Raw genomic sequence first — 19,804 nt, forward strand, 5'->3', positions numbered from 1 at the left:
ATGCGTCCGACCGTCTCTCCAGCCCGTCCCGCCGTCTCGCCAGCGTGTCAGCACCGCCTCAGCAGCGCCGGTGAAGGGGTATTTACGGATTACATTCTGCACCTGCAACCCCCATTTTGAAAAAACTTCACATTTCGTCTGAGTTTCTTTGATTATCATTTAAAAACAGATAATTAAGGAAACATTGCCGGGAAATTAATCCTCTGATCAATGCTACACGCCGATGTCCAATAGTTATTTTGAAGGCCCTTTTACGGAATCGCGTTCAATACGGGGTTGCCGACGCCGGAGGAAAGCAGATCATCCATGAAAAAGTCGCCCCGATACAATGATCGGGGCGACTTGGAGGCTTGTGAAGCGCAAGTAGCTCAGCTCAGATCAAAGCGGTCCGCATTCATCACCTTGTTCCAGGCACTGACAAAGTCGCAGACGAATTTGCCGCCAGCATCGTTCTGGCCATAGACTTCTGACAGTGCCCGCAATTGCGAGTTCGAACCGAAAACCAGATCGACGCGTGTCCCGGTCCATTTGACGTCACCCGTGGCACGGTCTCGGCCTTCGTAGACGCCATTACCCTCTGCCGATGGTTTCCATTCGGTCTCCATATCGAGCAGGTTGACGAAGAAGTCGTTGCTGAGCGCACCTACGCGATCTGTGAACACGCCGTGCTGACTGTCGCCGAAGTTGCCGCCCAGAACGCGCATACCACCCACAAGGACGGTCATCTCGGGCGCCGACAAGGTCAGCAGCTGGGCTTTGTCAACCAGCAGCTCTTCCGGGGACACACTGTATTCCTTACGCTGATAGTTGCGGAAACCATCTGCGATCGGTTCCAGCACGGCAAACGAGTCAACATCCGTTTGGTCTTGCGAAGCATCAGTACGACCCGGCGCAAAGGGAACGTCGACATCATGACCGGCGGCTTTGGCTGCTTTCTCAATCGCCGCGGCGCCACCCAGGACGATCACGTCAGCCAGAGATACCTTCTTATTGCCTGACTGCGCGTCATTGAACGCCTTTTGGACGCCTTCCAATGCACCCAGCGCTTTGGACAGTTTCAGCGGTTCGTTGACATCCCAGTCCTTTTGTGGAGCAAGGCGGACATGCGCGCCGTTTGCCCCGCCACGCATGTCTGATCCACGGTAGGTCGAGGCCGAGGCCCATGCAGTTGACACAAGTTCGGAAACCGACAGTCCTGAGGCCAGGATTTGCGCCTTCAGCTCTGCTGCATCCGCTTGATCGATCAGATCGTGATCAACAGCGGGAACGTTATCCTGCCACAGCAGTTCTTCGTCTGGCGCTTCCTCCCCCAGATAGCGCGAGCGCGGACCCATGTCGCGGTGGGTCAGTTTGAACCACGCGCGGGCAAAGGCATCGGCGAATTCATCTGGGTTTTCGTGGAAGCGCTTCGAGATCGGGCCATAGATCGGATCCATGCGCATCGCCATATCAGCGGTGGTCATCATGGTCTTGACCTTTTTCGACGGATCATGCGCAGCCGGGGCCATGTCTTCGTCTTTCACGCCGACCGGCTCCCAAATCCAGGCACCCGAGGGGCTTTTGGTCAAATTCCAGTCATAGCCGAACAGCAGATCGAAATAGCCGTTGTCCCATTTGATCGGGTTAGCGGTCCATGCACCTTCAATGCCGCTGGTGGTAGTATCGTCGCCCTTGCCGCTGCCGAACTTGTTGATCCAGCCCAGACCCATCTCCTCGATCGGGGCTGCTTCGGGCTCGGCCCCGACCAGTTCCGGATCACCGGCGCCGTGCGCCTTGCCAAAAGTGTGACCCCCTGCGACCAACGCTACGGTTTCCTCGTCATTCATTGCCATCCGGCCAAAGGTGTCACGAATGTCGCGGCCCGAGGCCAGCACGTTCGGCTCTCCATCAGGACCTTCTGGGTTCACGTAGATCAGGCCCATCTGGACGGCGGCCAGAGGATTTTCCAGATCACGGTCCCCAGAGTACCGGCTATTGGGATTGTCAGTAGGCGCCAACCATTCGGTCTCGGTACCCCAATAGATGTCTTCTTCGGGCGCCCAGATGTCTTCGCGCCCACCGGCAAAGCCAAAAGTTTTTCCGCCCATCGATTCAATGGCGCAGTTGCCTGCCAGAATCATCAGGTCGGCCCAGGAAATCTGGTTGCCGTATTTCTGCTTGACGGGCCACAACAGGCGGCGGGCCTTGTCGAGATTGCCATTGTCCGGCCAGCTGTTCAGCGGCGCAAAGCGCTGGTTTCCGGTCGAACCGCCGCCGCGACCGTCAGCCGTGCGGTAGGTTCCGGCGCTGTGCCAAGCCATGCGGATGAACAAGCCGCCATAGTGGCCGTAATCTGCTGGCCACCAATCCTGCGAGTCTGTCATCAGCGCATACAGGTCGTCTTTCAGGGCCTTCAGGTCCAGCTTTTTGAATTCTTCCGCATAATTGAACGCGTCGCCCATCGGGTTCGAGGCCACTCCATGCTGATGCAGGATCGAAAGATTCAGTCGGTTGGGCCACCAGTCGCGAATCGTCTGACCGCCTGCCGCGCCATGCATTACTGGGCATTTGCCCGAGTTCGGGTTGTCGCTTCCATCCATTTCAATCTCCAATCCTGACTGAGGTCTTTGCTCGCGCGGTTAAATCTGGGGTGAACTCTGATACAAGAAGGCTAAGTTTTTCTGACGTATTCCTAAAATGCGCCCCAAAGGCGCAACTGCGATCTCGGCAATTTTCCGGAAGGAATGCATTGGCGACTCGTTCTTCTTGGCTGACACGAATGTAGCAAATCAAAGTCATGCAAATAAGTTTTGTTTTTAGATCATTATCATAACTTAAAACTATGATCCAAACTCCCCTCTACAGCGTTGTCTCGCTGGCAGAAATTGACGTGACGTTTCCACCCGGCACCTGGCAATACGACTGTATTTCTTTGAGTAAGGTCACCACAGTAATCACCGCCACCCGCCGCGGCACACTCACAGGCGCAAGTCAGTAAAGAGGACGGGGATGGAGTTTGACTATGTGATCGTCGGGGGCGGTTCCGCCGGATCGGTGCTGGCCAACAGGCTGAGCGCGAACCCCAGAATCAGCGTTTGCCTTCTCGAGGCCGGTGGACGGGGTGACAACCTTGTGGTGCGGATGCCCGCCGGCGTCGTGGCGATGCTGCCGGGACGCCCGAAAATCAACAACTGGGTCTTCGAAACTATCGCCCAGCCGGGGTTGAACGGGCGCAAGGGATACCAGCCGCGCGGCAAAGCACTGGGTGGATCCAGCGCGATCAATGCAATGCTTTATATACGTGGCCAGCGTCAAGACTATGACGGCTGGGCCGAGCTGGGCTGCGAAGGTTGGGATTGGGATAGCGTCCTGCCTTATTTCAAACGCTCGGAAAACAACGAACGCGGGGCGGATGACATTCACGGGGATGCAGGCCCCCTTCAGGTTTCCAACCAGAAAGCGCCGCGCCCGATCTCCCAAGCCTTCGTCGAGGCCGCAACTCAGATGCAGCACCGCCGAACTGACGATTTCAATCAGGGCGACAACGAAGGAGCTGGTCTTTATCAAGTCACTCAATTTCACGACCCGGCACGCAATGGCGAACGGTGCTCGGCTGCTTCAGCTTTCCTGTTTCCGGTCATGAAGCGGCCCAACCTGACCGTAATCACGGGCGCCCACGTGCAGCGGGTTACCTTGGACGGCAAGCGCGCTACTGGGATCGTCTATCGCAAAGGCAGCAAAGGTCGAGACATCTCAATTACCGCACGGCGAGAAGTTCTGCTTTGTGGAGGTGCGCTGAAGTCACCGCAGCTGTTGCTATTGTCGGGTATTGGTGATGGCGCTGAGCTTTCCCGGCACGGCATCGCGGTCCGGCACAACCTGCCCGGCGTAGGGCAGAACCTTCAGGACCATCTGGATTTCACTCTGGCATACAAAACCAAAGACACGGATACGTTCGGGATCGGCCCGGTCGGCGCTGTCAAATTCCTGGGTCACCTTCGGCGCTGGCGCAAAACTGGTGTGTCGATGGCCGCCACGCCTTTCGCCGAGGGCGCAGCCTTTCTGAAAACGTCGCCGGATCTGGATCGGCCGGACATTCAGCTACATTTCACCGTCGCGGTAGTCGATGACCATGCCCGAAAACTGCATATGGGCTATGGTTTCAGCTGCCATGTCTGCAAATTGCGCCCGGAAAGCCGCGGCTCTGTCTCGCTACACAGTGCCGACCCGGTGGCAGCACCGGCCATTGATCCCAATTTCCTGTCGGACCCCCGCGATTTGGACACAACGATCAAAGGCGCACGGATCATGCGGGACATTCTACAAGCTCCGGCGATGGCAAAGTTCAGACATAAAGAGCTGTTTGGGACTGACACAGTGCAAACGGAAGCGGATTGGGAACAGCACATCCGCGCCCGGGCAGACACCATCTATCACCCGGTTGGCACCTGCAAGATGGGAGCGGATGGCATGGCGGTGGTCGACCCGGCCCTGCGCGTCCATGGTGTCAAAGGCTTGCGGGTAATTGATGCGTCAGTCATGCCCACAATCGTGTCTGGCAACACGAACGCACCCACAATGATGATTGCCGAAAAAGCCGCTGACATGATCCTTGAGGACAGCATTCCAGCCGCGTGATGTCTGGCTGGCTGCAATTGGTGAAGGATCACTCAATGCTATCTTTTCGCTCTGGCCCATACCTCGTATGGCCGCCAAGGCTCGCGCAACAGCCTCGATGATTTCATGGAAATCAAATACCTGAGCATGGTCGGAATAGACACCGAATAATCTAAACGCTCGAACCCTTCCGAGTTTGGGTTAATACTCAGGAGGTGCTGGCCTGATCCTTCATCAGCGCTTCCAACCCGACGCGATAGTTCGGATAGCGCAACGTGACACACAGTTCGGACTTGATCCGTTCATTCCGCACCCGCTTATTCTCATTATAAAAGCTGCGCGCCATCGGGGTCATGTCCGCCTCTTCGAATGGGACGGCTGGCGGCAGCGGCAAGTCCTGCAGTTCCGCAGCGTAACCGATCACATCCTGCGGCGGTACAGGTTCGTCATCACATACGTTGTAGATCGCACCCGGATTCGGGCGCTTCATCGACGCGGCCAGAACCTGTGCGATGTCCTCCACATGAATGCGTGAAAACACCTGCCCCGGCTTGATGATCCGGCGTAGCCCTCCGCGCCGCAGCTTGGAAAACGGGCCACGCCCGGGGCCGTAGATTCCGGCCAGACGGAAAATGTGAAGGGGTAGATCGGGGATATCCGCCCACTGCGTCTCGGCTTTGACGCGCCAGCGCCCGCGCTCGGCTGTTGGGGCCGGCGGAGTTGCTTCATCGACCCAGGCCCCCTGATGGTCACCATAGACGGCCGTGGTCGACAAATACCCAACCCATTTGAATTGCTTGGCTCGTGCCGCAATTGAATCGCCCAGTTCGGCCAGAACCGGATCGCCTGCCGTATTTGGTGCGGTCGAGATCAACAGATGGGTTACACCGTCCAGATTGGGGACCGATCCGGGCCAAATCAGCGGCTCAGCACCCGAATCGCGAATGATTTCCAATTGTCCGGCATCCCGGGTCGTTCCAATCACTTGCCAGCCTTGCGGGGCGAGTTGGCGCGACAACGCTCGTGCCGAATATCCATGTCCGAAAGAAAAAAGAGTGCCTGTCATGCCCCTTTGATGGTCCGCCCAGCGCCAGGATGCAAGCGCCGGATGGACGCACTTGATTCGAATCCCAGGATGCGCCTTCATGCATGAATGAGTGACAAGAAGCCAAACATAAAAGCTGCCTACGCGCTGGAAACGCCCGAGGACAACAAACGTCTCTATGCCGAGTGGGCTGGCGATTACGACGAGGGGTTTGCGGCACTGGAAGATTATCAGCTGCACATCCACACCGCTCGCGCCTTTGTCGGTGCCGGTGGGCAGGGTCCCGTACTGGATGTTGGCGCCGGTACCGGTCTTTGCGGCGCTGTACTGGCCGGGCTGGGCGTAGGCCCCATCGATGCAGCCGATATCAGTGCAGAGATGTTGGAAGAGGCCATGCGCAAAGACATCTACCGGGACGCGATAGAAGTCGACCTGCATCAGGGCTTGCCGGTGCCGCGCGACAGCTATGCCGGTGTCGTATCATCTGGCACGTTCACGCACGGCCATCTCGGGCCAGGTGTTTTCCCCGCACTTCTGCGCGTGGCGCGACCCGGCGCGCAATTTGCCGTGTCGATCAATGCCAGCCACTACGAGACGCTTGGATTTTCCGACGCCCTGAACCGGATGGAAGCCGGCCAGATAGAAAACCTGACCCTGACCCGCGTCCGCATCTACGGAAACCTCGCCGCTGGTCCGAACAAGGATGATGAGGCCCTGATCGCTCTGTTTGAAAAATCCTGAGATCGAGCGGATCAGAGCCTATTACTGTGCATTCCAAACGCGGTAACGTGGCCCCACAAGGGGCGCACGCACTTACGTGTACATCTGTTTTTTGAAAGCTCGCGTACGGGTCGTCGCCTCGGCCGAGCCATCGTGATAAGTTCCGAACCACTTGTCGAAAGGGATTTCCGACGTGCCATAGTTGCACTCGAAATACCGATGATGCAGCTGGTGAAAGAAATCCCCTGCCCGTGCAGCGTCTGTATTCCCGGCTTTCAGCTTTTCGAACCCCGAGTGGGACAGAACCGGACTGATCTGCTGGAAATAGGCGTGAAACAGCAGATGCAGAGGATGGGAAGGGATAACCAGGTGGACGAAATAGGTGGTGAAGTAGAGCAGGTTCTCGAACCAGTGATTTGAAATCCCGGACCACGGGCCGGTGTTGACGTTGCGATGATGCACGGCATGGACATGTTTATACAGCCTTGGGTGATGTTCCAGACGATGCACCCAATAGAAATGAAGCCCTGACCACATGGGAATGAAAACCATCCAGGCAACAAACCAGACGGGTGCAGCAGCCCAGGTGACCACCGGTACATAGGCATTGGCCATCGCCCAGTAGATCAGGCACTGATAAACGGTCGCCACGGTCATCGCGCTGCCCAATGTCCACCAGATATTGTCCAGCACCTGATTGCGGAATGTGAATGTACCATTTTCCCGGGTCAGATCACGCCGGTCAAACTTCTTGTACATGCCCTGCCCCTTTCGCATGTACAGCCACCAGTGAAGCCCCCCCGCAATCAGGATCTGAGGCACCATGTTCAAAAGCCAGATTCGAAACACCCAGCCAGGAGCGAAGCTCTGCATTGTTTCAAGCGGCGGGAGAAAGGCAAAATAGGTCACCAATGCCAGCACCATGCACAAAGTCAGCGACGTTATCTGTAGCCAGGCGCCAGTGTACCAGTGCAAGACTGCCATAGGGCGCGGCGGCCAGTTGAACAGGGGATTCAGGCCGACAGGTCCCTCAGGTCGGTAATTCCAGCGGGCGGTTTCGGGATCGTGAACATCTGTCATAGCATGCACTCTTTGCAGCAATCAGGTTGCGTAGTCTGAGTTTTCGGTGTCCAGAACGGCCTTGATCTCGCGCAGATGCGCTTCGGCCTGCCCGGGATATTCGTCCAGCTCTTGTGCTGTTTTCTCGGCGACTTCTTCGGACAATACCCGCAGCGGCTGGCCAGTTTGCAGCGCGCGGATATAGGTTTCGGCTGCTCGCTCGAAATAATAGAGTCTGTTAAAGGCATCACCGACATCACTGCCGATTACCAGAACTCCGTGGTTGCCCATGATCATGACCTTCTTTTTCGGGTCAGACAGCATCCCGGCGCAACGCTCTCCTTCGCTATCGAAAGCCAACCCGCCAAAGGCGCCATCGACCACATAGCGGTTGTAAAACGTTGCCGTGTTCTGATCGATCGGTGGCAAATTGCTGTCGGCCAGTGAGGCTAAAACTGTGGCAAAAATCGAATGCACATGCATGACGCAACGGGCATGTGGGCAATGCCGATGGATAGAGCCGTGCAACCCCCATGCCGTCGGATCGGGGGCTCCGGGCTGGGTCATGACGTCCGGGTCATTTGCGTCCAATAACAAGAGGTCCGAGGCCTTGATGCGCGAAAAGTGCATTTGGTTGGGGTTCATCAGGAATTGCGTGCCCTCTTCATTGACGGCCAGGCTGAAATGGTTGGCCACCGCTTCGTGCATGTTCAGTCGCTCTGTCCATCGGAAGGCCGCCGCCATGTCGACGCGTTTGGACCAGTGATCAATGTTGGGGCGCAGGTTGGTGACGCTCATCCCGTGGCTCCTGTATTGGGCGTTTTGGTTACTTCTGCGCAAATCGTGCCTATCGACGCGTCATTTGACCAACGAAAAAAACGCAACTATTCCATTAGCTGAACTAATGGCTGAGTTATGCAGATGCAGAATCCACTTCCCCCACTGGGCTGGTTGCGTACATTCGAGGCTGCTGCGCGGCACCTATCCTTTACTGGCGCCGCCCGTGATCTGAACATGACCCAGAGCGCTGTCAGTCAGCAAATCAAGTCGTTGGAAGGGTATTTAGGCCAGCCATTGTTCCTGCGCCGACCCCGCGTGCTGGAGCTGACTGAGGCTGGAATTACTTATCTGCCCGTTGTGCGCGAAGCCTTCCGGACGTTGGCCCGGGGAACTCAGGCCGTGACAGGGGCCAAACAAAATGCGGTTCAAGTTCAGTGCAACCTCACCTTCGCCGTCAATTGGCTGGCGCCTCGCCTGCCCAGGTTTCGAGCGCAACACCCTAACGTCCAGCTCAACATTTTTACCGAATTGTGGGAACCCCGCGAAATGGCCGAGGGCGCATCAGTCGAGATCCGGTATTCCCTTCGACCTGCGGACACTGTGAGAACCGAACTCTTGAGGACTGACCAATATTATCCCGTCTGCGCGCCGGACTACCCTGCACAATTGGAAAAACTTGACCAGCATCCGCTGTTTGACTGCTCGAACCTCATGTCGAACTGGTCAGACTGGGCTGATTCTCAGGGTCTAACATTGGAAAATCAGAGTATAACCTATGCTACGACCTATCTTGTCTGCCTGTCTGCAGTGATGGCCGGAGGCGGCCTGTGCCTTGCTCACGACACGATCGCGCAAGATCTTATCGATCAGGGGCGCCTGATTGCCCCATTCGAGCATCGCGCTGTTATGCCGGAAGCCTATTACCTATTGTTGTCCCCTCAGGCCGAAGATACTCCCGGAGCGGTGACCTTTGCCGATTGGATAAGAACGGAAATCAGCCGGGGAACACCTCGATTGACGTAAGCCGACGTACTCCCACCCATCGTCGAAGCTCTCTCAGCTATCTCCTCTGGCTAGGCCGGGCATCGCGGGCGCGCTGTGCTGAGAAGCAATCCAGCCGGCCCGCCAATCATAATGGTTTTATGATAACGCTAACTCTGGGGGTTGAACCTTTTTCTTCATTAGGGAAAGTTGGGCCATGGAATACACACCTTTCCCCAGCTGGCCCGAAACCGCCCCCCGTCTGATTGCCGTCGCTGCCGGACGCGACGTCGCTGATATGGTCATTCGTGGCGGGGTTTGGATCAATGTTCATAGCCGCGAGGCCCTGCCCGATCACGACATAGCGATTGCCGAGGGGCGCGTCGCTTATGTTGGCCAGGATGCAAGCCATTGTATCGGCCCGAATACACAAGTGATTGAGGCCAACGGCGGCTACATGATCCCCGGTTTGTGCGACGCACACATGCATATCGAGTCGGGAATGCTGACCCCGGCCGAGTTCGCAAGGGCCGTCATCCCGCACGGAACAACGTCGATGTTCACTGACCCGCACGAGATTGCCAACGTGCTGGGCCTGGACGGCGTACGAATGATGCACGACGAGGCGATGATGCAGCCGGTGAACATCTTTACCCAGATGCCTTCCTGCGCACCTTCGGCACCAGGGCTGGAGACGACCGGATATGAAATCACTCCGGAGGACGTCACCGAAGCGATGGCTTGGCCCGGAATCATCGGTCTGGGCGAGATGATGAATTTCCCCGGCGTGATCAATGGCGATCCAAAGATGCTGGCCGAAATCGCCGCGACGCAAAAAGCTGGAAAAACAGTTGGCGGGCACTACGCTTCCCCTGATTTAGGGTCTGATTTCTCGGCCTATGTGGCCGGGGGACCGGCAGATGACCACGAGGGCACTTGCGAAGAGGACGCCATTGCGCGGGTCCGGCAAGGGATGCGATCAATGATGCGGCTGGGCTCGGCCTGGTATGACGTGGAAAGCCAGATCACGGCTGTGACGGAAAAGGGGCTCGATCCGCGAAACTTCATCCTTTGTACGGATGACTGCCACTCGGGGACTCTGGTTAATGATGGCCACATGAACCGGGTCGTACGGCACGCGATTGCCTGCGGCTGCGATCCACTTGTTGCCTTGCAGATGGCGACGATCAATACGGCCACGCATTTCGGGCTGGAACGTGAGATCGGCTCTATCACACCTGGTCGGCGGGCGGACATAATATTGTCGTCGGATTTAAGAGAACTGCCGATTGAGACGGTTATTGCCCGCGGTCAGATCGTCGCCGAAAACGGAGAGATCAACGTAGATTGCCCCCATTTCAGCTGGCCTGATACGGCACGAAACACTGTGCATCTGGGCCATGAACTGAGCGCACGCGACTTCCAGATCGAAGCCCCCACAGGGGCAAACCGGGTTCAGGCCAACGTGATCGGTGTGGTGGAAAATCAGGCTCCAACAAAGGCCCTTAAGGCTGAGTTGCCAATAATCGAGGGACTGGTCGAGGGCGAAGGCGACGTTTGCCAAATTGCGCTGGTAGAACGGCACCGCGCGACCGGAGGGGTCACGAATGCCTTTGTCTCGGGATTTGGCTATCAGGGCCGGATGGCGATGGCGTCAACTGTCGCTCATGACAGCCACCATATGATCGTTGTAGGTACAGATCGCGAACAAATGGCGCTGGCGGCCAATCGCCTGGCCGAAGTGGGCGGCGGCATCACCATCTTCCGGGACGGGCAAGAGCTGGCACTGGTCGAATTGCCCATAGCTGGCCTGATGTCCGATAGCCCTGCGGCGCAGGTTGCCGCGAAGACACAAGATATGGTCGAGGCCATGGAGGCCTGCGGCTGTGTTCTAAACAACGCTTACATGCAGCACTCACTTCTGGCGCTGGTCGTGATCCCGGAATTAAGAATCTCGGACCTCGGGCTGGTAGATGTGCGGACATTTGAAAAGATAGACCTTCTGGAACCACTTGCATGACAATAATAAAAACACCCAACGCGCCAGAACCGGAACAATTTACCGACCCAAAGGCCGCAGTCGCACGGCTGGAAGAGCTGTATGAGCAGGCCACAGGTTTTCTGTGCGACAGCTTCGCCAAGGCGATGCAGAGTACACCCGATGCGCGATTCAGAGCCTATTACCCGGAAATTCGCATCAAAACCTCGTCCTATGCGCAAGTCGACAGCCGATTAAGCTTTGGACATGTATCCGAACCTGGCACCCATGCCACAACCGTGACACGGCCCGATCTGTTCAGATCATATCTGACGCAACAGATTGCCCTGCTGATCAAGAACCACGACCAGCCAGTGACAATTGGCGCCTCGGATACTCCGATCCCGGTGCATTTCGCAGTCGCCAACAATCCCGATCTGGTTGTTCCGCATCAGGGAGCGGCGGGGTTTACTTTGCGTGACGTATTCGATGTCCCCGATCTGACAACGACCAACGACGATATTGTCAACGGCGTGCACGGCAGTGAAGACGAAGTGGGTCCGCTGTCACTGTTCACGGCCCAGCGAGTGGATTACTCGCTTGCGCGGCTGGCACATTACACTGCGACCGATCCCAGCCATTTCCAAAACCACGTGTTGTTCACCAACTACCAGTTCTACGTTTCGGAATTCGAAGCCTATGCACGCGAGCAGTTGGCGGATCCGAACAGCGGCTATACGAGTTTTGTCTCGACCGGGAATGTGCAGATCACAGCGCCTGAAGCCAGCTTGGAACAGCCGTTGAAGCTGCCTCAGATGCCGACTTACCACCTGAAACGCGCGGATGGGTCTGGGATTACGCTGGTCAATATCGGTGTCGGCCCATCGAATGCCAAAACGGCCACTGACCACATCGCAGTATTGCGCCCGCATGCCTGGCTGATGGTCGGGCACTGCGCCGGGTTGCGCAACACGCAGGCGTTGGGTGATTTTGTTTTGGCCCATGCCTATCTGCGCGAAGACAAGGTGCTGGATGACGATTTGCCGGTTTGGGTGCCGATCCCACCGCTGGCCGAAATTCAGGTGGCCTTGGAACAGGCAGTGGCCGAGGTGACCAAGCTGGAGGGGTACGAGCTCAAGCGGATCATGCGTACGGGCACGGTGGCTTCCGTAGACAACCGCAACTGGGAACTGCGCGATCAGTCGGGACCAGTACAGCGCCTCAGTCAATCACGGGCGATTGCTCTTGATATGGAAAGTGCCACTATCGCTGCGAATGGTTATCGCTTCCGGGTGCCTTACGGCACTTTGCTTTGTGTCTCGGACAAGCCGCTGCATGGAGAATTGAAGTTGCCTGGTATGGCTTCATCCTTCTATACAACGCAAGTCAGCCGCCATCTGGCCATCGGAATACGCGCTATGGAGCACTTGCGCGGCATGCCGTTGGAACGGTTACACAGCCGGAAATTGCGTTCATTCGACGAAACGGCCTTTCTCTGAAGCAAAAAAGCAACGATTTCCCCATATTTTTAGGGTTTTCGACGCTACTATTCGTTGTGTTCACCCACAATATCCCGTTAGAGTTACGCGGTGAGGCCCAAATTATCGGGCACGTTAAGGAGACCAAGAAATGGCAAAGCCTATGACGAAGACTCAGCTGGTTGCTGCTCTCGCTGAGGAAATGGGAACCGACAAGAAATCCGCGAATTCTGCGCTGGAGGCCATGACCGGCCTGATCACCCGCGAAGTTTCGGCTGGTGGTGCAGTCACTCTGCCCGGCGTCGGCAAAATCTACTGCCGCGAGCGCCCCGAGCGCATGGTTCGCAACCCCGCCACTGGCGAGCAGTTCAAAAAAGAAGCCGACAAGGTGGTCAAGATGACCATTGCGAAGGCTCTGAAGGACAGCGTTAACGGTTAATACGCCGCTGACAGATCGCAAGTTCAAGGGGTCGCCAATGGGCGGCCCCTTTTCCTTGCAGCCGGATTGAAAACCGGAAACAGTCGCAATCGATCTCATCAGGAGTCCGACATGGATCTGCGCGCCATCGCAATGGGCCTGACATTTGCCTTTATCTGGTCGTCGGCCTTTAGCTCGGCGCGGATCATTGTTGCGGACGCGTCACCGCTGTTTTCTCTTGCAGTTCGATTTCTGATCTCGGGCCTTCTTGGAGTGATGATTGCACGTGCCATGGGCCAGAGCTGGCGCCTGACTCGTGGTCAGTGGCGGGCAACGATCATCTTTGGAATATGTCAAAATGCCCTTTATTTGGGTCTGAATTTCTATGCAATGCAAACGGTCGAAGCCTCTGTCGCGGCCATCATTGCCTCAACCATGCCATTGCTGGTTGCGCTGGCCAGCTGGCTATTGCTGGGCGAGAAATTGAGGCTTGGCGGATTGATCGGTCTGTTAGCGGGTTTTGCCGGCGTTGCTGTAATCATGAGCAGTCGGATCAGCTCTGGCATTGATCTATTCGGGATCACCCTGTGCGGTATTGGTGCTTTGGCACTGACATTTGCCACGCTGGCAGTGCGTGGCGCAACGTCAGGCGGTAATTTCATGATGGTCGTCGGCCTTCAGATGCTGATCGGATCAGCTGTCTTGTTTGTAGCATCGCCTTTGCTGGAAACCATATACATCAGGCCAACCGTGCCACTGGCGTTGGCCTTTATCTACACAACACTATTTCCGGGCCTGCTGGCGACCCTGATCTGGGTCACTTTGCTGAACCGGATCGGACCGATCCGCGCGGCAACTTATCACTTTCTCAACCCAGTCTTCGGAGTCACAATCGCCGCAGTTTTGTTGGGAGAGAAACTAGGCCCGTTAGACGTTATCGGTGTTGCGATCACGACATTGGGGATTCTGGCGGTGCAACTGTCGCGCCAGCCGACCGAAAACACCGTCTAATTCAACGCACAACTGCGCGAGCCCCGACCACAAGCCTTTGCTTTCGCCGTCCGGAACCCATTTATTGGGTCAAAGCCCCAAAAATCGGAGGAGCCATGCCCCGCTACACCAAAGACCCTGATGCCATCGCTGCCCTCTCACCGGAAGAGTTTCACGTCACCCAGCGCAGCGGTACCGAACGACCTGGAACAGGCAAGCACCTGAACAACAAGGAACCCGGGATCTATGTGGACATCGTCTCGGGCGAGCCGCTATTCGCCTCGACCCACAAATACGAATCCGGCTGCGGCTGGCCCAGTTTCACCAAACCCATAGTTCACGAGCATGTCGAAGAGTTTCAGGATCAAACACTGGGCATGATCCGAACAGAGGTCCGATCAAAACACGGGGACAGCCATTTGGGGCATGTGTTCCCCGACGGCCCGCGCGAACATGGCGGGCTGCGTTATTGCATCAACTCTGCCTCGCTGCGATTCATCCATCGAGACGATATGGAGGTCGAAGGCTATGGCGAATACCTGATCCATGTGGAGGAAATCCTATGACTGACGAACGAGCTGTTTTGGCCGGAGGCTGCTTTTGGGGCATGCAGGATCTTATCCGCAAACTACCCGGAGTGTCGCGCACCCGCGTCGGCTATACTGGCGGTGACGTGCCAAACGCCACCTACCGCAACCACGGAACCCATGCCGAAGGGATCGAAATATGGTTCGACCCCACGCAGATTTCGTATCGCAACTTGTTGGAATTCTTCTTCCAGATTCACGACCCGACAACCGTGAACCGTCAGGGAAATGATCGTGGTATGAGTTATCGGTCAGCAATCTATTTTGTCGACGACGCCCAGAAACAGGTGGCGCTGGATACAATTGCGGATGTCGACGCCAGTGGTATCTGGCCGGGCAAAGTGGTAACTGAGGTCGAACCGGTTGGTGACTTCTGGGACGCTGAACCGGAACACCAGGACTATCTCCAGCGTATTCCTAACGGGTACACCTGTCATTTCCCGCGCCCGGATTGGGTGCTGCCCAAACGCGCGGACGCGGCGGAGTAACGACTTCTCTTCGTCAATAGGTAAGATTAGCCAGCGGCCACCCTTGGTCGGCCGCTGGCTTCAACGGTGACCAGCGCCTCGACGAAGACCACCTGACCTTCGATCTGTGCCTTGCGAATATCGCGGTCGACCAGAACGCGAATATCCTCGGCGCCGGCCTCGCGAACGGATTGCGTCGTCGCATCCCGAAGAACGGATTCCAAAAGTGCCAACGCTTCGTCCGCCGTCGAAAAATCCTGCGGACCCTCCTCAAGATGCACACGGTAGCGCCCTTCAGCCGGTGACGTGACCGTACCGGCGCGGCGCAGAGTCAGCCGTCCGACAACGGCGCCGATAGCGTTGGCCACACCAGCATGTTCGGGCAGGATCATGTTACAGTGCACCCGATCCGCAACGGCCGGGTAATAGCTGGGCGCCGAGGCTCCCAAGCCAACAACATCCACATTTAACGCGGCATCCAGCGCCAGCAGCCCGCGATGCTGCGTTAAGCCTTTCTGCATCAACACATGTCGCGCCAACTCGTTCGGTGCTAGGCCGAAATTTTCTACTTCTTCGGCAAATGCAGTCTCTAACAAGGTCAAAGAAGTCTGTTCTGTCAGTTGATCCACGATCATCTGAGCCAGTTCATCGGGCGACTTGGCCAACAAGTCACCCGACCCGACCCGCTTGCGCGAAATCAGCTCAAGCGCCTTGACGGCAGCAGTACTGTCCCACTCGTTCAAGCGCCCCAAAACGTGGCTGGCGTCAGATGGTGTCACGCCCGAGACCTGAACAATTCCGCGATCCACTAACCGGCTCAACGCACCATGTTCTATGCGGGTTCTCAGCAGTTTGCTGAGTGGCACAACATGGGCCCCAAGCCTATCCAGCAAATCGGCTTCACGAGGAACGACCCCATCCGCAGGTAATCCCGGCACCCTGCGCGCAAAACGTGTGTCGTGCTCGCCCACGCTGGTTGCGCGCAATTGTTCATCCAGTGCTGCGTGCACGACTTCAGGGGACTCAGCTGCGATCAGCGATACTGGCAACACGCGACGTGGACCCAAGAACACGCCGCCGTTCAACCCTTGCGTCACGACGTGTACCTGGCTGTCGCCTCCCAATCCGTGCGTGCGCATGGCTACCGCCTCGACCATAGTGCGGAAGCCGCCAACCTGGGCTCCGCCCGGATCAATCGCAGGCTTGCCGTCCCGGATCAACGCGACATCGGTTGTAGTGCCGCCGATATCGGACACCAGCGCATTCTCGACCCCGGTCAGCCACCGCGCCCCCACGATCGAGGCCGCCGGTCCGCTGAGAATCGTTTCAATCGGTCGTTCCCGCGCCTGTTCCGCGCTCATCAGGGCGCCATCCCCACGTACAACCATCATGGGCGCCGAAATACCAAGATCCTGCAGCCGGTCTTGCGCGCGCCCGATCAGTCGGTCGATCATGCCGATCAGTCGCGCGTTCAGCACAGCCGTCACCGCCCGTTTCGGGCCGTTCAACTTGGCGGAAAGATGGTGCGAACAGGTCACTGGCACACCGGTTTTCTCGGCGATGATGCGGGCAACTTCCAACTCATGCGCCGGGTTTCGCGTGGCGAACTGAGCAGCCACAGCGTAGCCGGAAACACCTTTTTCAGACTCTAAAAAGGCCTCCAGCATGGCTATGTCCAGCGGCGCAGCTTCTCTACCCGAGTGGCTGTGACCACCTGCCAGAACAAGGGCTGGATCGCCCTTCAGAACTTCGGCCAACCCATGTTTCGCTAAATCACTCTCGCGGAAGCCGACATAGACCAGCGCCACGCGCCCGCCTTGTCCTTCGACAAGCGCATTTGTGGCCAGCGTTGTCGAGAGCGACGCTAGGGCAATCTGATCCGGCGAAACCTGCGAGGCCTCCAAAACCGCGGAGATCGCTTTTCCGACCCCAATCGCAAGGTCTGCGCGTGTCGTCAGGGATTTGGCCGAGGCGATGACCTCTTGCTCGTCCCGGACCAACACCGCATCCGTATAGGTTCCACCAGTATCCACCCCCAAAGCCAGCGCCATCGGGTCCTCCATCCATTCGCGTAGATCGGGTGTAGCGGTTAATCGCGGCGCGTCCAGCCTGTTTGCGGCATTATGACAACTGTTCTACCGCCCAGCGCGCAGCATTAGAAACTGCAGGGTCCGGATCATCAGTCAGAGCCTGCGCCGATGGCAGCAGAGCAGCAGAACCGGAATTGCCGATCGCATACAGCACGTTCCGGACAAACCGATCCCGGCCAATACGCTTGATCGGCGAGCCCGAGAACAGGGACCGGAATCCGGTGTCATCCAACGCGGACAGCGCAGCGAGCCGTGGTGCTTTCAATTCATCGCGAGCCGCATAGCGCATATCGCTCGCCGCGACAGCAAACTTGTTCCAAGGACAGGCCGCAAGGCAATCGTCACACCCATAAATCCGATTGCCCAACAAGTGGCGCAAACCCTCTTCAATCGGCCCTTTATGCTCAATTGTCAGATAAGAAATGCACCGTCGTGCATCCAACTGATAGGGGGCCGGAAATGCGTCTGTCGGACACGCATCCAGACAGGCGCGACACGAGCCGCAATGGTCTACTTCCGCCAGATCAGAAGGAAGTTCCAAAGTCGTGAATACAGACCCTATAAAAGCCCAATTGCCCCAATCCCGGCTTAACAGATTGGTGTGTTTACCCTGCCAACCCAACCCTGCCGCATGACCCAGCGCCTTTTCCGGAACCGGAGCGGTGTCGACGAAAACTTTCACTTCGCCGCCCGACTCGGAAATCAGCCACCGCGCCAGTCGCTTCAATCGTTTCTTGACCAGATCGTGGTAATCCTTGTTCCGGGCATAAACGGAAATCGCACCCAGTTCCGGATGGCTCAGGATCTCTGTCGGATCGGATTCAGGTGTATAGCTTTCGGCAAGCATGATCACAGATTGCGCCTCTGGCCACAGCGCCGCCGGATCACCGCGCCAATGTGTCCGCTCGGCCATCCAACCCATTTGCCCGTGATACCCGGCCTCCAGAAACGCCTTCAACCGCGCGGGCACCTGAGGAACATCCCATGGCCTGCAAATCCGGCATGAAACAAAACCTTCGGACAAGGCCTGCGCCACAAGCCTTTCTTTCAACTCCGATCCGCTCTTCATCTGGCCCAAAACATCCTCGGGAATTAACTGGCCCATAGGACCAGGAGGAGCAGACAGCCCCCTCGGCCGCTACCCTATCAAAAATCCAAATCAGCGTAATGAGCCGGAGGTCGAAACCCGGGGACCTGATCGGCAAGAATGGAACGGAATGCAGGGCGAGATTTGATCTTTGCATACCAGTCCTTAACTGCGGAGCTGCGATTCCAATCCACATCCGAGATGTAATCCAGCGCTGACAGATGCGCCGCAGCGGCAAAATCTGCCAAGGTCATCTGATCCCCCGCCAGCCAACGTCGCTGGTCCAGCAACCACGCCATATAATCCAGGTGATATTTGATCGCCCGCGCGCCTTCCTTGACATTCTTGCTGTCAGGGTACCCTTGCCCGGTCACCTTCTTGTTGACCCGCTCATACAGAAGCTTCGAGGTTACCTCATGGTGAAACTTGTCATCGAACCAGCCCACCAAACGCCGAACTTCGTACCGGTCTTCGGGTTTGTTCGGCATCAGGGACGGTTCAGGGCGGGTTTCCTCAATATATTCGCAGATCGCTGCACTTTCCGACATGACGCGCCCGTCCAACCGTAAGACAGGCACTTTGCCCGCCGGATTCCGACGCAGAAAGTCCGGGTCCTGTTCCCAGTATCTCTCTTCAACCAGCTCGACCTCAATCTTCTTTTCGCCCAGAGACAGGCGAACTTTGCGGCAATAGGGGGACAGGGGAACGTGAAACAAGCGCGCCATGAACTTCCAATCGAACCAGAGAATACTCTTCCAGCTTTAGCCTTTGACGGGTCTTGGTTTCAATCCTCGAAACAATCGGCGCGACCATCTGCGCGGATGGTGGCCGCCCCATCAAGAATTGAAGCCGCCCGTCTGCGCAGTCGAGCCGAAGGATCGGCAAGCGATCTGTTGCGCGGCGAAGGTAATATGGCCGCCAGGCGCGCAGCCTGGACCGGTGTAAGATTGGCCGCGCCAACACCGTAATAACGTTGCGCCGCAGCCTCGACGCCAAAAACGCCTTGCCCGGTTTCGGCGACATTCAGATAAACCTCGAGTATGCGCTGCTTGCTCCACAACAGTTCGACGACTGGTGTCATGGATGTCTCAAGCGCCTTGCGTATCCAGCTGCGGCCTTGCCAAAGGAACACGTTCTTGACGACCTGTTGCGAGATGGTCGATGCGCCCCGGGCTCCGCCATCCTCCAGCGCGTCGCGAATTGCTTCGACATCAAATCCCCAATGAAGACAGAAATTCGCGTCCTCTGCCGCTACGACTGATCGAGCCATAATCGGAGATATCTCTTCGATCGGCACCCAGTCACGCTCGACGCGACCCAAACGGCGCCATTCAGACCAGATAGTATGCGTCACCGGGGGGTTCACGACCGAATATAACAGAACCAATGCTACAAATACGGCCGCGGTGCCCAACGCACCCCGCGTCAGCCAGAACCGAATCCGGCGGCCCAATGACATGCCTGTCTTTTTCTTTGTTGCCTTGTTTTTCTTACCGCGTGACTTGCGGGCTGCTTTCTGTGCCATGAC

General features: G+C 57.1%; 17 protein-coding genes. 9 read left to right on the plus strand and 8 right to left on the minus strand.

What is annotated here, in order from left to right:
* Positions 1–368 precede the first annotated feature (368 nt).
* On the minus strand, positions 369–2,579 hold the full coding sequence (gene katG / locus AC2TCY_RS00005) for a catalase/peroxidase HPI (RefSeq protein ID WP_480844668.1): 2,211 nt from the start codon (positions 2,577–2,579) through the stop codon (positions 369–371).
* 409 nt (positions 2,580–2,988) lie between these two features.
* On the opposite strand from katG, the gene AC2TCY_RS00010 reads away from it, so the two are divergent.
* Positions 2,989–4,617, plus strand: coding sequence for a GMC family oxidoreductase (locus AC2TCY_RS00010; protein ID WP_480844669.1), 1,629 nt, complete (start codon positions 2,989–2,991; stop codon positions 4,615–4,617).
* Between the two features lie 187 nt (positions 4,618–4,804).
* Here the strand turns inward: AC2TCY_RS00010 and AC2TCY_RS00015 are convergent, their stop codons facing one another.
* Positions 4,805–5,662: an SDR family oxidoreductase gene (locus AC2TCY_RS00015; protein ID WP_480844670.1), complete on the minus strand. Its 858-nt coding sequence runs from the start codon at positions 5,660–5,662 to the stop codon at positions 4,805–4,807.
* An 87-nt stretch (positions 5,663–5,749) separates the two neighbouring features.
* On the opposite strand from AC2TCY_RS00015, the gene AC2TCY_RS00020 reads away from it, so the two are divergent.
* Complete coding sequence (locus AC2TCY_RS00020; RefSeq protein WP_480844671.1) at positions 5,750–6,382, plus strand: class I SAM-dependent DNA methyltransferase; 633 nt, start codon at positions 5,750–5,752, stop codon at positions 6,380–6,382.
* Between the two features lie 72 nt (positions 6,383–6,454).
* Here AC2TCY_RS00020 and AC2TCY_RS00025 read toward each other — a convergent pair whose 3' ends face one another.
* Positions 6,455–7,441 (minus strand): sterol desaturase family protein, encoded by a 987-nt coding sequence (locus tag AC2TCY_RS00025; protein WP_480844672.1) that lies wholly within the window; start codon positions 7,439–7,441, stop codon positions 6,455–6,457.
* A 21-nt stretch (positions 7,442–7,462) separates the two neighbouring features.
* A complete protein-coding gene (locus tag AC2TCY_RS00030) occupies positions 7,463–8,218 on the minus strand; it encodes a class II aldolase and adducin N-terminal domain-containing protein (RefSeq protein ID WP_480844673.1) in 756 nt (251 codons plus the stop codon).
* A 123-nt stretch (positions 8,219–8,341) separates the two neighbouring features.
* Between AC2TCY_RS00030 and AC2TCY_RS00035 the strand changes: the two genes are divergently transcribed.
* From AC2TCY_RS00035 to msrA, 7 genes are all read left to right on the plus strand, one after another.
* On the plus strand, positions 8,342–9,223 hold the full coding sequence (locus AC2TCY_RS00035; RefSeq protein WP_480844674.1) for a LysR substrate-binding domain-containing protein: 882 nt from the start codon (positions 8,342–8,344) through the stop codon (positions 9,221–9,223).
* Positions 9,224–9,398: 175 nt separating this feature from the next.
* Positions 9,399–11,201: an adenine deaminase gene (gene ade / locus AC2TCY_RS00040; protein WP_480844675.1), complete on the plus strand. Its 1,803-nt coding sequence runs from the start codon at positions 9,399–9,401 to the stop codon at positions 11,199–11,201.
* Positions 11,198–12,658 (plus strand): AMP nucleosidase, encoded by a 1,461-nt coding sequence (locus tag AC2TCY_RS00045; RefSeq protein WP_480844676.1) that lies wholly within the window; start codon positions 11,198–11,200, stop codon positions 12,656–12,658. Before ade ends, AC2TCY_RS00045 begins: the two co-directional genes overlap by 4 nt.
* Before the next feature lie 130 nt (positions 12,659–12,788).
* Positions 12,789–13,076: an HU family DNA-binding protein gene (locus tag AC2TCY_RS00050; RefSeq protein ID WP_480535693.1), complete on the plus strand. Its 288-nt coding sequence runs from the start codon at positions 12,789–12,791 to the stop codon at positions 13,074–13,076.
* Positions 13,077–13,187: 111 nt separating this feature from the next.
* Positions 13,188–14,066 (plus strand): DMT family transporter, encoded by an 879-nt coding sequence (locus AC2TCY_RS00055; protein ID WP_480844677.1) that lies wholly within the window; start codon positions 13,188–13,190, stop codon positions 14,064–14,066.
* Positions 14,067–14,161: 95 nt separating this feature from the next.
* Positions 14,162–14,611 carry a peptide-methionine (R)-S-oxide reductase MsrB gene (gene msrB / locus AC2TCY_RS00060; protein WP_480844678.1) on the plus strand — a complete coding sequence of 150 codons (450 nt, stop codon included), beginning with the start codon at positions 14,162–14,164 and terminating at the stop codon, positions 14,609–14,611.
* A complete protein-coding gene (gene msrA, locus AC2TCY_RS00065; protein WP_480844679.1) occupies positions 14,608–15,120 on the plus strand; it encodes a peptide-methionine (S)-S-oxide reductase MsrA in 513 nt (170 codons plus the stop codon). Before msrB ends, msrA begins: the two co-directional genes overlap by 4 nt.
* Positions 15,121–15,146: 26 nt before the next feature.
* Here msrA and AC2TCY_RS00070 read toward each other — a convergent pair whose 3' ends face one another.
* From AC2TCY_RS00070 to mtgA, 4 genes are all read right to left on the minus strand, one after another.
* The gene (locus tag AC2TCY_RS00070; RefSeq protein ID WP_480844680.1) at positions 15,147–17,150 is read right to left on the minus strand and encodes a hydantoinase/oxoprolinase family protein; all 2,004 of its coding nucleotides are present in this window, start codon (positions 17,148–17,150) and stop codon (positions 15,147–15,149) included.
* 70 nt (positions 17,151–17,220) lie between these two features.
* Positions 17,221–18,258, minus strand: a complete 1,038-nt coding sequence (gene queG / locus AC2TCY_RS00075; protein WP_480844681.1) for a tRNA epoxyqueuosine(34) reductase QueG — start codon at positions 18,256–18,258, stop codon at positions 17,221–17,223.
* Between the two features lie 77 nt (positions 18,259–18,335).
* The gene (gene fzlA / locus AC2TCY_RS00080; RefSeq protein ID WP_480844682.1) at positions 18,336–19,001 is read right to left on the minus strand and encodes an FtsZ-binding protein FzlA; all 666 of its coding nucleotides are present in this window, start codon (positions 18,999–19,001) and stop codon (positions 18,336–18,338) included.
* A gap of 59 nt (positions 19,002–19,060) precedes the next feature.
* Positions 19,061–19,801: a monofunctional biosynthetic peptidoglycan transglycosylase gene (gene mtgA, locus AC2TCY_RS00085; protein ID WP_480844683.1), complete on the minus strand. Its 741-nt coding sequence runs from the start codon at positions 19,799–19,801 to the stop codon at positions 19,061–19,063.
* Positions 19,802–19,804: the final 3 nt, after the last annotated feature.

This window comes from Ruegeria sp. HKCCD7181 (assembly GCF_057221055.1).

Coding starts and splice junctions, on each gene's coding strand:
- AC2TCY_RS00015 (WP_480844670.1), bottom strand. CDS start 5,662: ATGACAGGCACTCTTTTTTCTTTCGGACATGGATATTCGGCACGAGCG.
- katG (WP_480844668.1), bottom strand. CDS start 2,579: ATGGATGGAAGCGACAACCCGAACTCGGGCAAATGCCCAGTAATGCAT.
- AC2TCY_RS00030 (WP_480844673.1), bottom strand. CDS start 8,218: ATGAGCGTCACCAACCTGCGCCCCAACATTGATCACTGGTCCAAACGC.
- AC2TCY_RS00050 (WP_480535693.1), top strand. CDS start 12,789: ATGGCAAAGCCTATGACGAAGACTCAGCTGGTTGCTGCTCTCGCTGAG.
- msrA (WP_480844679.1), top strand. CDS start 14,608: ATGACTGACGAACGAGCTGTTTTGGCCGGAGGCTGCTTTTGGGGCATG.
- AC2TCY_RS00025 (WP_480844672.1), bottom strand. CDS start 7,441: ATGACAGATGTTCACGATCCCGAAACCGCCCGCTGGAATTACCGACCT.
- fzlA (WP_480844682.1), bottom strand. CDS start 19,001: ATGGCGCGCTTGTTTCACGTTCCCCTGTCCCCCTATTGCCGCAAAGTT.
- AC2TCY_RS00010 (WP_480844669.1), top strand. CDS start 2,989: ATGGAGTTTGACTATGTGATCGTCGGGGGCGGTTCCGCCGGATCGGTG.
- msrB (WP_480844678.1), top strand. CDS start 14,162: ATGCCCCGCTACACCAAAGACCCTGATGCCATCGCTGCCCTCTCACCG.
- AC2TCY_RS00055 (WP_480844677.1), top strand. CDS start 13,188: ATGGATCTGCGCGCCATCGCAATGGGCCTGACATTTGCCTTTATCTGG.
- AC2TCY_RS00020 (WP_480844671.1), top strand. CDS start 5,750: ATGAGTGACAAGAAGCCAAACATAAAAGCTGCCTACGCGCTGGAAACG.
- AC2TCY_RS00070 (WP_480844680.1), bottom strand. CDS start 17,150: ATGGCGCTGGCTTTGGGGGTGGATACTGGTGGAACCTATACGGATGCG.
- mtgA (WP_480844683.1), bottom strand. CDS start 19,801: ATGGCACAGAAAGCAGCCCGCAAGTCACGCGGTAAGAAAAACAAGGCA.
- AC2TCY_RS00035 (WP_480844674.1), top strand. CDS start 8,342: ATGCAGAATCCACTTCCCCCACTGGGCTGGTTGCGTACATTCGAGGCT.
- AC2TCY_RS00045 (WP_480844676.1), top strand. CDS start 11,198: ATGACAATAATAAAAACACCCAACGCGCCAGAACCGGAACAATTTACC.
- queG (WP_480844681.1), bottom strand. CDS start 18,258: ATGAAGAGCGGATCGGAGTTGAAAGAAAGGCTTGTGGCGCAGGCCTTG.
- ade (WP_480844675.1), top strand. CDS start 9,399: ATGGAATACACACCTTTCCCCAGCTGGCCCGAAACCGCCCCCCGTCTG.